The sequence below is a fragment of the Candidatus Binataceae bacterium genome, from assembly GCA_035500095.1.
Classification (GTDB): Bacteria; Desulfobacterota; Binatia; order Binatales; family Binataceae; genus JAKAVN01.
In genome coordinates, this window is the sequence record DATJXN010000067.1 from 1 (window position 1) to 12,826 (window position 12,826).

General features: G+C 65.2%; 11 protein-coding genes. 9 read left to right on the forward strand and 2 right to left on the reverse strand.

The window, feature by feature from the left end; all coding sequences use genetic code 11:
• From VMI09_07170 to VMI09_07190, 5 genes are all read left to right on the forward strand, one after another.
• On the forward strand, nucleotides 1-399 hold a 399-nt coding region (locus VMI09_07170; protein HTQ24462.1), incomplete at its 5' end, for a 4Fe-4S binding protein.
• 93 nt (nucleotides 400-492) lie between these two features.
• Nucleotides 493-1,803, forward strand: coding sequence for a phosphomethylpyrimidine synthase ThiC (thiC, locus tag VMI09_07175; protein ID HTQ24463.1), 1,311 nt, complete (start codon nucleotides 493-495; stop codon nucleotides 1,801-1,803).
• Complete coding sequence (locus VMI09_07180; protein HTQ24464.1) at nucleotides 1,790-2,278, forward strand: peroxiredoxin; 489 nt, start codon at nucleotides 1,790-1,792, stop codon at nucleotides 2,276-2,278. The genes thiC and VMI09_07180 overlap by 14 nt, the downstream gene beginning before the upstream one ends.
• Before the next feature lie 132 nt (nucleotides 2,279-2,410).
• Nucleotides 2,411-3,643, forward strand: a complete 1,233-nt coding sequence (moeB, locus tag VMI09_07185) for a molybdopterin-synthase adenylyltransferase MoeB (GenBank protein ID HTQ24465.1) — start codon at nucleotides 2,411-2,413, stop codon at nucleotides 3,641-3,643.
• 128 nt (nucleotides 3,644-3,771) lie between these two features.
• Nucleotides 3,772-4,497 (forward strand): histidine phosphatase family protein, encoded by a 726-nt coding sequence (locus VMI09_07190; GenBank protein HTQ24466.1) that lies wholly within the window; start codon nucleotides 3,772-3,774, stop codon nucleotides 4,495-4,497.
• Between the two features lie 53 nt (nucleotides 4,498-4,550).
• Here VMI09_07190 and VMI09_07195 read toward each other — a convergent pair whose 3' ends face one another.
• Together VMI09_07195 and VMI09_07200 are read right to left on the reverse strand one after the other, a co-directional pair.
• Nucleotides 4,551-5,483, reverse strand: a complete 933-nt coding sequence (locus VMI09_07195; protein HTQ24467.1) for a fatty acid desaturase — start codon at nucleotides 5,481-5,483, stop codon at nucleotides 4,551-4,553.
• Nucleotides 5,484-5,673: 190 nt separating this feature from the next.
• On the reverse strand, nucleotides 5,674-6,792 hold the full coding sequence (locus tag VMI09_07200) for a VWA domain-containing protein (protein HTQ24468.1): 1,119 nt from the start codon (nucleotides 6,790-6,792) through the stop codon (nucleotides 5,674-5,676).
• A 433-nt stretch (nucleotides 6,793-7,225) separates the two neighbouring features.
• Between VMI09_07200 and VMI09_07205 the strand changes: the two genes are divergently transcribed.
• From VMI09_07205 to VMI09_07220, 4 genes are all read left to right on the forward strand, one after another.
• Nucleotides 7,226-8,443 (forward strand): LLM class flavin-dependent oxidoreductase, encoded by a 1,218-nt coding sequence (locus VMI09_07205; GenBank protein ID HTQ24469.1) that lies wholly within the window; start codon nucleotides 7,226-7,228, stop codon nucleotides 8,441-8,443.
• Between the two features lie 295 nt (nucleotides 8,444-8,738).
• A complete protein-coding gene (locus VMI09_07210; GenBank protein ID HTQ24470.1) occupies nucleotides 8,739-10,883 on the forward strand; it encodes a cation:proton antiporter in 2,145 nt (714 codons plus the stop codon).
• A gap of 129 nt (nucleotides 10,884-11,012) precedes the next feature.
• Entirely contained in the window at nucleotides 11,013-12,188 is a 1,176-nt protein-coding gene (locus VMI09_07215; GenBank protein HTQ24471.1) for an amidohydrolase, read from the forward strand.
• 135 nt (nucleotides 12,189-12,323) lie between these two features.
• Nucleotides 12,324-12,826 (forward strand): DUF445 family protein (locus VMI09_07220; protein HTQ24472.1); only part of this gene is annotated, 503 nt, incomplete at its 3' end.

Genomic DNA, 12,826 nt, shown 5'->3' on the forward strand with positions numbered 1-12,826 from the left:
CATCCCAATCCCGAAGTCGAGAAATTTCCGCTGCGCTACGAGATCGACACTCTGCGATGCATCTACTGCGGGCTCTGCGTCGAAGCCTGCCCGTGCGACGCGATCCGGATGGACACCTACGTCCATCCGCGCATCTGGGGCTTCGACCGCAAGGACTTCATCGAGACGAAGGAGCTGCTGATGCATCGGTCGCGCGTGCTCGCCGCCGAAGGGCGCGAGGGCAACATGCGCGAGATGTTCCGGTGGTACGACGAACAGTCGCGCGCGGTGTACGACCCGATGCGCCCCGAGCTCAAGACCTACACCGAGCGCGATCAGCCGGCGGCCTGGAAAGACGACCACGCCGACACAATGCCCGAACTGCCGGCCCTCAACCGGCATCGCGCGGCCGGCAAATAGCCCGGTGGCGGCGCGCTTGGTGCCGCCCGTGACGAACCGCGTCCGCATGGAGTATAAATAAGGTCATATGTTCCGTTTCCGAGGTATGCCGACATGACCCAGATTGAAGCCGCGCGCAAAGGTATCATCACCCCGCAGATGCTCGAGGTCGCCGAGGACGAAGGCCTCGCGCCCGAGGAGATTCGTGCGCTGGTCGCCAGCGGCGAGGCCGTTATCCCGCACAACGTCCATCACAACTTCCGCGCGATCGGGATCGGCAAGCGCCTGCGCACCAAGGTCAACGCCAATATCGGGGCATCGAACTTCCATCAACTGCTCGACGAAGAGGTCGAAAAGCTCTACACCGCGGTGCGCTTCGGCGCAGATTCCGTGATGGACCTTTCGACCGGCACCGACCTCGACAAGATTCGCGTCGAGCTCATCTCGCGCTGCCCCGTTATTCTGGGCACCGTGCCGATTTATCAGGTCGCCTCCGACCATTCGATCATGGAGCTCGAGAGCGCTTTCTTTCTCGAAGTGATCGAGCGCCAGGCGCGCCAGGGCGTCGACTACATGACTCTGCATTGCGGGGTGACGCGCGAGAGCGTCGCTCGGCTACGGCGGCATCAGCGTATCGAGGGAATCGTGTCGCGCGGCGGCGCCCTGCTCGCGGCCTGGATGGAGCGCACGGGGCGCGAGAACCCGCTTTACGAGCACTTCGACGAGGTCTGTGCGATCCTGCGCGAGCATGACGTGACGATTTCGCTCGGCGACGGATTGCGGCCCGGCGCGACCGGCGATGCCACGGATCGCGGCCAGATCGCCGAACTGCTGGTGCTGGGCGAGCTGACCGAGCGTGCGCGCAACCAGGGCGTGCAGGTGATGATCGAAGGTCCCGGCCACGTGCCGCTCGACCAGATAGAGGCCAACGTGCAGCTGGAAAAGCGCGTCTGCGGCGGCGCGCCGTTCTACGTGCTGGGGCCGCTCACCTGCGACGTCGCCCCCGGCTATGACCACATCACGGGCGCGATCGGCGGCGCGATCGCGTCCGCGGCCGGCACCGACTTCCTCTGCTACGTCACTCCAGCCGAGCATCTGCGCCTGCCCGATATCGACGACGTGCGCGAAGGCGTAATCGCGACTCGTATCGCCGCGCACTCGGGCGATCTCGTCAAGGGCGTGCGCGCGGCCAAGGTCTGGAACGACCAGATGTCGCGCTATCGCAAGGCGCTCAACTGGGAAGGCATGTACGCGATGGCGATGGACCCGGACAAGGCGCGCCGTTACAAGGAAGAGAGCGAGGCCGCGGGCTCCAACGTATGCAGCATGTGCGGATCGCTGTGCTCGGTAAATGTCGACAACGCAGCGATCAAGTTTGCCGCCCGGCGCGCACTCGGCGAGACCGAGACCCATGCCGTCCACTGAGGGCCTGCGCCCGGGCGACGGCCTGGGCGCGGCAGCCGAGATTGCGCTTCGCGACCAGCACGGCAACGAGCGCCGGCTCGCGGAATTCCGCGGCCAAAGCCTCGTGGTCTACTTCTACCCGGCGGACCATACGCCCGGATGTACGGTCGAAGGCCGGGAATTTCGCGACCTCGACGAGTCCTTCGCGGCACTCAAATGCGCGATCGTCGGCGTCAGCGTCGATTCGGTCGAATCCCATCGTGAATTCGCTGAAAAGCACGCCTTCCCCTTCACCCTGCTGTCGGATGCCGACGGCCGGCTGGCGAGCGCCTTCGGCGTGCTGCGGGGCGGGACAGCGGCGCGTTCGACCTTCATCATTGCGGCCGACCAGCGCATCGCGCGCGCCTTCCACGACGTCACGCCCCGGGGCCATGCCCAGCGCGTACTCGATTTCGTCCGCTCGATCCTCGAATCGCACCGGATGCTCGGGGGCTGAGGCCGCCGCTCTGCCCAGGGCGAATACGGCCCTCTCGACATGGCCGAAATGATGGTTACGTTCCAGGTCTGGAACAATAGATGACAAATAATGTAATCTAAGGGATAAATTCCTGTCGGCGGTTTCAAAGCTATGGCCAAGACATCAAAGAATATTCTCGACGAAGCGCGCTCCCAGATTAAATCGGTCGATATCGACGAGGCGCGCCGGATGCTGGAAAAGCCGGGCACGGTGCTGCTCGACGTTCGCGAGAGCGACGAATGGCGCCAAGGTCATATACCGCAGGCGGTCGGAATTCCCCGCGGCTTCCTCGAGCTGCGGGTCGAAGAGAAGGTTCCCGACCATAAGGCGCCGGTAATCGTGCAGTGCGCGTCGGGGACGCGGTCGCTTCTGGCGTCGCGCTCGCTCCGCGAGATGGGCTACGAGAACGTCTACAACCTGACGGGCGGTTTCAACGCATGGAAGGACCGTGGCCTGCCGTGGACGGCGGACCGCCAGTTCACGCCCGATGAGCTTACCCGCTACTCGCGTCACTTCGTGATTCCGGAGGTTGGCGAGAAGGGGCAGGCCAAGCTGCTCGACGCCAAGGTGCTGCTGCTCGGCGCGGGCGCGCTCGGATCGTCCTCCGCGCTCTATCTGGCGGCGGCGGGCGTCGGCACGCTGGGACTGGTGGACTTTGACGTGGTCGACCTCTCCAACCTGCAGCGCCAGATAATCCATGCGACCGACCGGGTCGGGATGCTCAAGACGGAGTCGGCGCAGGAGTCGATTCAGTCGATCAATCCCGGCGTCAAGGTCATCCGCCACGAGGTCCGGCTTTCGTCGGACAACGTGATGGACATCATCAAGGACTACGACGTCATCGTAAATTGCGGCGACAACTTTCCCACGCGCTACCTGATCAACGACGCCTGCGTGCTCGCGCGCAAGCCCCTGGTTGACGGCGCGATCTTCCGCTTCGAGGGCAACGCCACGGTCTTTTATCCGGCCAAGGGCGGCCCGTGCTACCGATGCCTCTATCCGGAGCCGGCGCCGCCGGACATGGCGCCCTCGTGCGCCGAGGCTGGCGTGCTGGGCGCGCTGCCGGGAATTATCGGGTCGATCGAGGCGCTGGAGGCGATGAAGCTCATCCTGGGCGCGGGCGAGCCGCTGATCGGCAGAATGGTTTACTTCGACACGCTGTCGAAAGATTACGTCCGGATGCTCAAGATCAAGCGCGATCCGGATTGCCCCGTTTGCAGCGACCATCCTACGCAGACCGGGCTTATCGACTACGAAGCCTTCTGCGGGCTGGCGGCGGCGCCGAGCGCGAGCGCGGCGGCGGCCAACGGACATTCCGAGGCGGCTCCCGCCGCCGGCCGCTGAGATCGGGCGAGCCGGTTTTCGCTGGCCTCAACGCTCTCGTTTCCTCACCTCACTTCGGGTTAAATGTTGGCGGGTGCCGCTTCGGGGCGCCCGCCAATTATTTTGTCGACGAGGCGCGGGCGGAGAATATGGCACTGGGGCCCTTCTACGTGGCGGAAAAACTCAAACGACCAGGCGGTGTACGCGGCGCGGCGCTGCTGATGCGTCATGGCGAAACGCCGTGGAACCGCGAAGGCCGCGTGATGGGCCGCAATCCGGTCGAACTCGACGCGCATGGCCGCGCGCAGGTCTCGAATGCAATCGAGTTCGTGCGCGCGCTCGAGCCCACGCTCATCGTCACCAGCCCGCTGGTCCGCGCGCGCCAGTCGGCCGAGATAATCGCAGCCGGAATCGGGGGCAGCGTGCCGATTCGCGAAGAGCCGCAAATCGCCGAGGTCCAATACGGCCGCTGGGAAGGGATGGATTACGAGGAACTGCTCGTCGACGCGGATTACCTCCGCTATCGCGAGGAACCGATCCTGAGCTCGACGCCCGGCGGCGAAAATATCGTCGAGGTGCAGGCGCGCGGCGTCGCGGCGGTGATGGGCATCCTGGGCGAAGCCGAAGGACAGCGCGTGCTGTTCGTTTCCCACGGTGACATCATCCGCACGGTGCTCTGCCATTTCATGGCGTTGGAACTGCGCCACTTCCGCCGTATCCGGGTCGATAACGCCGCGCTCTCCGCCGTCCAGGTCGCGGGCGAGTTCGCGGAGGTCAAGTTCCTCAACGTCATCCCGGACATCGGACGCGCCTTCGTCGCGCCTTTCCCGATGAAGCCGGCGGCGGATTCACCGGCCGAAGAGGAAGACGACTAGCCCCGCGGCCGCCGATGGCGCCGGCGAACGTCTCCGATCGCTATCTCGTCACATCACTTTCCGGAAGCGATCAGCGGAGCGCCGTCCGGCAGCTGATTGTGGTGCAACACGTCAAGTTGCAGGCGCCAGTAGCCCCAGGATTCGTGCTCCAGATGGCTCGCGATTTGCCGATGGAGCGTCGGCAGCGCGTGCCATGGAACCGCCGGCCAGGCGTGATGCTCGGCGTGGTAGTTCATGTTCCATAGCCACCAGCTGACAAGGGCGGAAGTGTAGGTCGTCCGCGTGCGATTAAGAATGGTCCCGTCGTGAGGGAGGCCCGTGTGCTCCGCGGTCAGCCAGATCGCTTGAAGCATATGACAGGGGACCAGCGCGAAAATAATCCATGCGGCTCCGGGCGCTCCTGCCAGCGCCAGCAGAGCCGTCGCGGTCCATACGGAGGCAATGGCGCGGGATTCCCAGACGAAGGTCGAGCGCAGGCTCGGATCGTCAAAGGGCGCACCGAATTCCGGGCCTTTGGGCGAGGAGAACGCAATCCGAAACAGCAGCCGAACCTTCAGACGCAGAAGCCAGAGGCCCGCGACCATATACGCCCAGGCAAGCGGCGCGTTCGGCCATCCGTCGAAAGTCGCCGAGCCCAGCAGTTCCGGATCCTTCGCAGGGTCCTGGGTGTAACGATGATGCGCGAAGTGAAACTCCCGATAGACGGTCGGAGACATCCCGAACGGTATTCCGGTGAGCCATGCGCCAATCGTATTTAGATGCCGCGTACGGAACGCGGTCAGGTGCGCGCATTCGTGGAATGGCGCGAAGAGTGTCGTCCAGATCGCGCCCAACAATAGAGCAGCCGCAAAGGCCGTGACGGGCGACGACGACACGTAAACCACCAGCACCATCGCCAGCACAAACGCGCCGAGCTGCATCCCCAGACGAATCAGCGAGGGCAGGTCCTCACGCTTTTGCAACGCGCGGAGGATTTCGCGGTCCACCAGCGGCCGAGTCTCGAAGCTCTGCTCCATCACGCCCACTGATAGCGGTTAACAAACGGCGAGGGCAAGCCCCGCTATCGCGGGTCTGGACCGTCCGGGCTGTCAGCTGCGAATTGGAGTTATTGCGGGGGCCCTTTGCGAGCGTCTTCGTCGCGAGCCCTGCAAAGTAAATCGGACCTGCGTTGACCCGTTATGGGCCTCCGTCGGGTCCGGCGTACTCCGTGCTGCCGCCGCCCACCGTCACGCCCTTGCGTACGCGCACCGAGAGTTCCGGACGGTTCGGAACGTCGACCTTGAGGCTCCGATAGCCGGGACGCGAGGGGTCGGGCGCGACGAAGCCGGCGGTGTACTGCTGGCGCAATTCATTGCTGATCATCGCGCAGTCCTGGCGCAGCGCCTCGCCGTCGCCGACCTCGCGCACCACGAAGGTGCGCGCGCCGCTCTCGTTGGACAACTCGGTAAGTGTCTGCGTATCGACCCGGTCCATGTCGCCGCCGAACATGAACGGCCCGATCGCGATACCGACTCCGCCGCCCGAGTTCGGATCGCCGATGCCGATCGAATAGATCAGCACGCCCATCCGCCGCGCCTGCCCGACCACCTGTTGCAGCGTCGCCTGGCTCGCGTTGTCCATCCCGTCCGTCACCACCAGCAGCGCCTTTTTGTCATAGCGCCCGTGCCGGACCATGATCAGACCATCCATGATGGTGTCGAAGAGCGCGGTCTGTCCGTAGGCGTGCAGCAGCGCAAGCCTGCTCCTGACCAGAAAGTGATTGGTGGTGAACGGCTGGAGCAGGAACGGACGGTTGGAAAACGCGAACAGGAATACGTCGTCCTGCTCGTTCAGATCGCCGATAAATTGCGAAATCGCGGCGCGCAACTGCTGCAGCTTGGGCTCCATGCTGCCCGACGTGTCCGCCAGGATTCCGATCGAGACCGGGGTGTTGAGGTCCTGGCGCAGGAATTCGAGCGGCCGCTGAATACCGTCGACATAGATGCGGAAGTCGCCTTTTTGCAGGCCCGTGACGTAACGGCCGTTCTGGTCGGTCACGGTGACCGTCACCTGCTCATAGCCCGTCTGGCTGCGCAGCGCGCGCGAGGGCAGTTCCAGCTCCTGTCCGGGCTGCGGGCTCACCTGCGGCATCGTCAATGCGCCGGTGCCGCCCTGCTGGCTGCTCGGCGTGGTCGGCAGCTCGAGGACCGATCCGCCCTGGTTGTTGTTGAGCGGACGGGACGGCGGGACGTACCCGTGCTGCTGCGCCGCAGCCGGTCCGGCCGCGATAGCCAGCAAGGCCGCGAGTATCGCCACCGTTGCTGTCGCCGCCCAACCACGGCCCGCGCGGCCTTTAAAGCTCAGCATTGCCAGTGTCCTCGAGTACAAATTTCCCGACCCCGGTCTCAGCTCAGCGACCGCCACAAGGAAGTCCTTAGCTCCAGGCACTTTCGATAGTCTCGATCTTCCTATTTGCCCGCGTCTTGAGCAAGCAGGCAGGTGACGCGATTGGATCGGACGCTCTGACGGGTGTTTTTATTCGGTTTGCCCCCGATTCCGCTCCATCTCGACCGCACGCCTGGCCGAGCGGCGCGCCAGTCATGACCTCGACCGGCCGTCGTTTCCTTCAACAGATTAGACGCATCCCGACGCTTCCAGTTTCGCCTATTGTCCCCGCAACAGCCACCGTCGTAAGGTGGCCTTCAGGCCTTATGGGCAGCCCCGGCGGACCGGGTGCAAGGAGGACGGGATGAAATTCGGCATATTCATGGCGCCTTTCCATCGCACCGGCGAAAACCCCACGCTCTGCTTCGAGCGCGACCTGGAACTTATCGAATGGCTCGATCGCACCGGCTACGACGAGGTCTTCATCGGCGAGCATCATTCCTCCGGATGGGAAATCATCTCGTCGCCCGATATCTTCATCGCCGCCGCCGCCGGACGCACCCGCCGCATCATGCTCGGCTCGGGCGTGGTCAGCGTCCCCTACCACAACCCGTTCAACATCGCGAACCGCTACGCCCTGCTCGACCATCTGACGCGCGGACGCGTGATGCTCGGATGCGGCCCGGGCGCGCTCTCCGCCGACGCGCACATGCTGGGCATCGACACGACCCAGCAGCGCCGCCAGATGGTCGAGGGCGTCAAGGCCATAATGCGGCTCTTCACCGAGGAAGGCGGCATCACGATCGACGGGTCGTTCTTCCGCCTGAACGACGCTCATCTGCAGATCAAGCCCTACCAGCAGCCGCATCTGCCGATCTTTGTCGCGAACACGATTTCGCCCTCGGGAATGGTCGCGGCGGGCGAGCTTGGATGCGGCGTGTTGTCGGTCGCGGCTTTCGCCACCGGCGGCCTTGAGGGTCTGCCGAAGCGCTGGGCGGTGGCCGAGGAGACGGCGGCCGAGAACGGCAAAACCGTGAGCCGCGCGAACTGGCGGATGGTGATGCCGATCCATCTGGCGGACTCTAAAAAAGAGGCGCTCGACGACATCCGCGACGGCGCCAATTCCTGGATTCAGGACTACTTCATCGACACGCTGGGCGCGAAGATTCAGTTCGAGGAATACCCGGGTCAGCCGCGCGAGGAGATGACGGTCGATCGGATGGTCGCGCGCGGCGGCGCGATCGTCGGCACTCCCGACGACGCGATCGCGCGGATCCGCGAAATCCAGGAGGCGAGCGGCGGCTTCGGCGGGTTGCTCGGACTCGCCCACGAGTGGGCGTCGCGCGAAAAGACGCTTCGCTCGTACGAGCTCTTCGCGCGCCACGTGATGCCGCAGTTCCAGGGCAGCGTGGCCGAGATCGAGTACTCCCAGCGATGGGCAGCCGGGCAGCGCGAGATGCTGTTCAACAAGTCGGTCGCCGGAATCATGACCGCGATGAACGACTACAAGCAGCATCGCGAGGCCAAGGGCGAAAAGCCCTCCGAGATAGCCGACCAGCCGGTGACCCGCGTCCGCCCGTAAGGCTGCACGCCGCCCGGAATCGATCTCGTTTTCTCCTCCGCGCCTTTGGGGGGAGGGAAATGCGCAACTGGACAAGACCGCCGGGTCTCACTCCGGTGACTTGACGCGCCAAACCGCCGCGCGCCGTCAACGCGATTTTTCTCCAACGCTCGCGCTGCTCGCGCAAATCCGCGACACATTTCACATCCCGATTCAATTGCGACGTTGACCCGCGCGCGGCGCGCCGTTAGCGTGATCGCTGTCACCAATTTGCGCGCCGCGGGCCGGCTGCGCGCTTTTCTCCCGGAGCAATCGCTTGCCTCATTTGAGCGAAGCGCAGATTTTTCGCTTCCTGGTCGAGCTTACCCTGCTGCTGCTCGTAAGCCGCACGATGGGCGATCTGATGAAGCGTCTCGGGCAGGCCCCGGTCATCGGCGAGCTGCTCGCAGGCGTGATCGTCGGCCCTTCGGTGTTGGGCAGCCTCGCGCCCGGCGCGTTCTCCGCGCTTTTTGGCGGCGACCCGATGTCGCTTCATCTGCTGGAGGCCTTCGCCTGGACAGGCGCGATCCTGCTGCTGCTCTACATCGGTCTCGAAACCGACCTCGACATCCTGCGCGGCCAGGGACGCGCCGCCGCCAGCGTATCGGTGTGCGGGATGGTGATTCCGTTCATCTGCGGGATAGTGCTGGGCCTGTCGCTCCCCGCACAATACCTCGCCGCGCCTGACCAACGCTTCATCTTCGCCCTCTTCATGGGCGTGGCGATCGCGATTTCGGCGGTGCCGGTGATCGCGAAAATCCTGATCGAGCTCGGCCTGATGCGCCGCGAACTGGGAATGCTGATCCTAGCCGCCGGCTTGATCGACGACACCACCGGATGGCTCCTCCTCTCACTGGTCGCGGGGCTGGCAAGCGGCCGTGCGGTCTCCGCGGCCTCGTTTGGCCTGGTACTCGCCGAGGCCGGCGCCTTCATCGCGTTCTGCTACTTCGCGGGCGTGCGAATAGCAGCGTGGCTGGTGCGATGGGTGGATGATCGGGGCGCGGCCGAGCATGGCAAGTTCAGCGCGATGATTCTGGTCGCCTTCGCCTGCGCAATCGTCACCCAGGCGATCGGCCTGCACGCGGTGTTCGGCGCGTTCGTTGCCGGACTGATGCTCAGCCGCGCGCCGCGCGTGCGCGCCCGCGACCGCGCGGAGATCGAAGCGGTCACGATGGGCCTGATGGCGCCCGTGTTCTTTGCCTATTCGGGCCTGCAGGCCAACCTCACCGCGCTCGAGAGCCCCTTTGTCCCGCTGATCGTGCTCGGGGTCGCGTGCGCGGCGAAGATCGGGGGCGCGTTCGCCGGCGGCAGGCTCGGCGGGCTCGAATTTCGCGAATCGCTGGCGGTGGCCTTCGGTATGAATGCGCGGGGCGGAATGGAGATCATCCTTGCGCTTTTGGGGCTCAGCCTCGGCGTACTTACGCCCGCGACCTATACCATGATCGTCGCGGTCGCAGTCGTCACCTCGATCATCACGCCGCCCCTGCTCACCTGGGCGCTGAGCGGCGCCAGCCGGCGCCCGGGCGACGCCGAACGTGCGGAGCGCGACCGTATCCTCGCACGCATGCCGCTTCGCACCGCGGGGGCCAAGCTGCTGGTGCTGAGCGGCGGCGGCCCGCATGCGGAACTGGCCGCCCATCTGGCGGGTACGCTATGCAAGTCCTCAGACGCCAGCGTCACGATGTTCCACGCCGCAGCCGGCGATTCTAACGGCGCCGGCGCAGCCTCCGCGTTTGGCGCGCAATTCGCGCGGCTCAAGGAAATCGCCACCGCGGCCGGCGCCGCCAACGTTTACCATCGCACCGGCAGCGGCGAGTCCATCATCGAAGCGATTGTGCAGGAGAGCGAGCGCGGCTACGACGCGATTTTCGCCGGCGCCTCGCAGGTTCACGGGCACGCCGCGCTCGGCGGCGAGGTGTTGCGCGAGCTGTTCGTCGCAGTGCGCGCGCCGGTAGTGATCGCGAGCAACGCCGGCGCCGCGACGCCGGTGCGCAAGCTGCTATTGCCGGTGAGCGGGGCGTCGTTCGCCCGACTGGGCGCGATGGTCGGGATGCTGTACGCGCAGGCGGCCGGGGCCGAAGCCACCGCGCTCTACGTCCGCCAGCGCTCGATCCTCGACCTGCGCACGCTCGCCGGCGGCGCTGCGATCAGCCGCGAAGGCGAGGAGGCGATCGGCGAAATCCACGGCCTCGCGCGGCAACTCGACCTCAAAATCGCCAGCCGGATCGAAAGCGGCGTCAACGCCGAGAGCGTGATCCTGCGCACGCTCAAGGAAGGCCAATTCGACCTTCTGATGATGGGCGCGCTGTTCCGTTCGGCCGAGGAGCGCTTGTACTTCGGCAGCCGCGTCGACCAAATCCTGCGCAGCGCCGGATGCGCGGTCGCGGTGGTCGTCGCGCCGGAGCAAGCGACGCGTGGCTAGACGGCATCAATGCGATGCCCGCGCGGCTAAACGCCGCACTCGCGCTCTGGTAGCATGCCTCAGGCGTATCGTGCGCCGAGCCTTCGGCTAGCGCGCGCGAGCATTCAAGGAAGTTCCAAGGAGTTCTCGATGGCTATCCATGAGGAGATCTGCGCGGCGATCGATCGTTTCAAGGACCGCGCGATCGAGCTGGGCCGCAAGATCCACGCGCGTCCCGAGCTGAAATTCGAGGAACGCTTCGCAGCCGGACTGCTCGCCGGTGCGCTCGGCGAAATCGGAGTCGAGGTCGAACGCGGCACGGCCGGACTCGAGACCGCGTTCAGTGCCGCGACCGGCAAAGCCGATCGCTCAGGCCCGACCGTAGCCATTCTCGCCGAGTATGACGCGCTGCCTAACGGCCACTCCTGCGGCCACAATCTGATCTGCACCGCCGCGCTCTCGGCCTTCGCCGGGCTCGCCACCGTGCACGCGCAATTGCCCGGCCGCGTCCTGATTCTCGGCACGCCGGCCGAGGAAGGCGGCGGCGGCAAGATCATCCTGCTGGAAAAAGGCGCATTCCGGGGCGTCGACGCGGCGCTGATGGCGCATCCGGTCGACGGCGAGTACGCGACCTTTCCCACGCTCGCAACGCGCCACCTGCGGTTGACGTTTCATGGGCGCGCGTCCCACGCGGCGGCGGCGCCGTGGGCTGGCGCGAGCGCGCTTGCCGCGGTGATCCAGACCTTCCAGAGCGTGGATGCGGCGCGACTGCACTTTCGCGACGGCTCGCGCATTCACGGCATCATCACCAACGGCGGACAGGCGGTAAATATCGTCCCGGAGAAGGCGGTGTGCGAGTTTCTGTGCCGCGCGCACACCACCGGGTACACCCACGAGATCGCCGATCGGGTGCTGCGATGCGCCGAGGCGGCCGCGACGGCCACCGGCACGCGGCTTACGTCCGAAGTTATCGGCGGTTACAAGAACATGGTCAACAATCTCGCGATGGCCCATCGGTACGCGCATCACTGCGGGGCGCTCGGAGTCAAGGCGCCCGACGCACCACCGGATATGCCAACCGGCTCGACCGATATGGGCGACGTGAGCCACGCGATGCCGGCAATTCATCCGATCTTCCGCATCGCCGACCCGGGCACCGGCAACTGCCATGAAGAACGCTTCGCACTGCATACCGACACGCCGCGCGCCTACGAGGCGATGGTCCGGGTGGCCAAGGCGATGGCGTTGACGGCGTACGATCTGTTGGCCGAGCCGAAGCTCATGGAATCGGCCAAGAGCGAATTCGCGGCCGCATTGAAGACTTGATAACGAGGCCGAGGGCCGCACGAAAATCCCGCGCGGAAAATCTGCGCGAAGTTCCGGATCTCCGCGGAGAAGCGGCTCTGTCTCCCTAACCGCAACTCTCCAGGTTGCGCCAAAGAAACAAAGCGAGGATTGGTCTTGCGTAAGGGCGATGTTGCACTGCTCGTTTCCGTTCTGCTGTATGCGGTCGGATGGATTGTCTATTTACACGTCAACGCGCACGCCGGCGAAGTGATTCGCATGGCCGGCGAAGCTTCGCTGGTCGGCGGACTATGCGACTACATCGCGTTGAAGATGCTCTTCGAGCGCAAGTGGTACCTGCCCAATTCCGGCGTGCTGCCGCGCAACCGCGAGAAGATCATTCATGCGATCGGGCACACGGTGGAAAACCAGTGGCTCACGCCCGAAATGATTCATCGCAAGCTCACCGAGTACGACCTGGTCACCAAGGTCGGGCAATGGCTGGAGCGGGTCTCGCTGCGCGACGCCGACCTGACCTTCATCGAGGAGCAGGCGCTCAGGCTCGCCGAGTGGCTCAAGCGTCCCGAGGTCGTGGACCGCATCGTGGAAGAGCTGCGCAAGATGCTCGAAATCGGGCCGTTGGTCAGGTTCGTCGAGCGGCTGCTGGTGAATTTCGAGGG

Coding starts and splice junctions, on each gene's coding strand:
- thiC (HTQ24463.1), top strand. CDS start 493: ATGACCCAGATTGAAGCCGCGCGCAAAGGTATCATCACCCCGCAGATG.
- VMI09_07180 (HTQ24464.1), top strand. CDS start 1,790: ATGCCGTCCACTGAGGGCCTGCGCCCGGGCGACGGCCTGGGCGCGGCA.
- moeB (HTQ24465.1), top strand. CDS start 2,411: ATGGCCAAGACATCAAAGAATATTCTCGACGAAGCGCGCTCCCAGATT.
- VMI09_07190 (HTQ24466.1), top strand. CDS start 3,772: ATGGCACTGGGGCCCTTCTACGTGGCGGAAAAACTCAAACGACCAGGC.
- VMI09_07205 (HTQ24469.1), top strand. CDS start 7,226: ATGAAATTCGGCATATTCATGGCGCCTTTCCATCGCACCGGCGAAAAC.
- VMI09_07215 (HTQ24471.1), top strand. CDS start 11,013: ATGGCTATCCATGAGGAGATCTGCGCGGCGATCGATCGTTTCAAGGAC.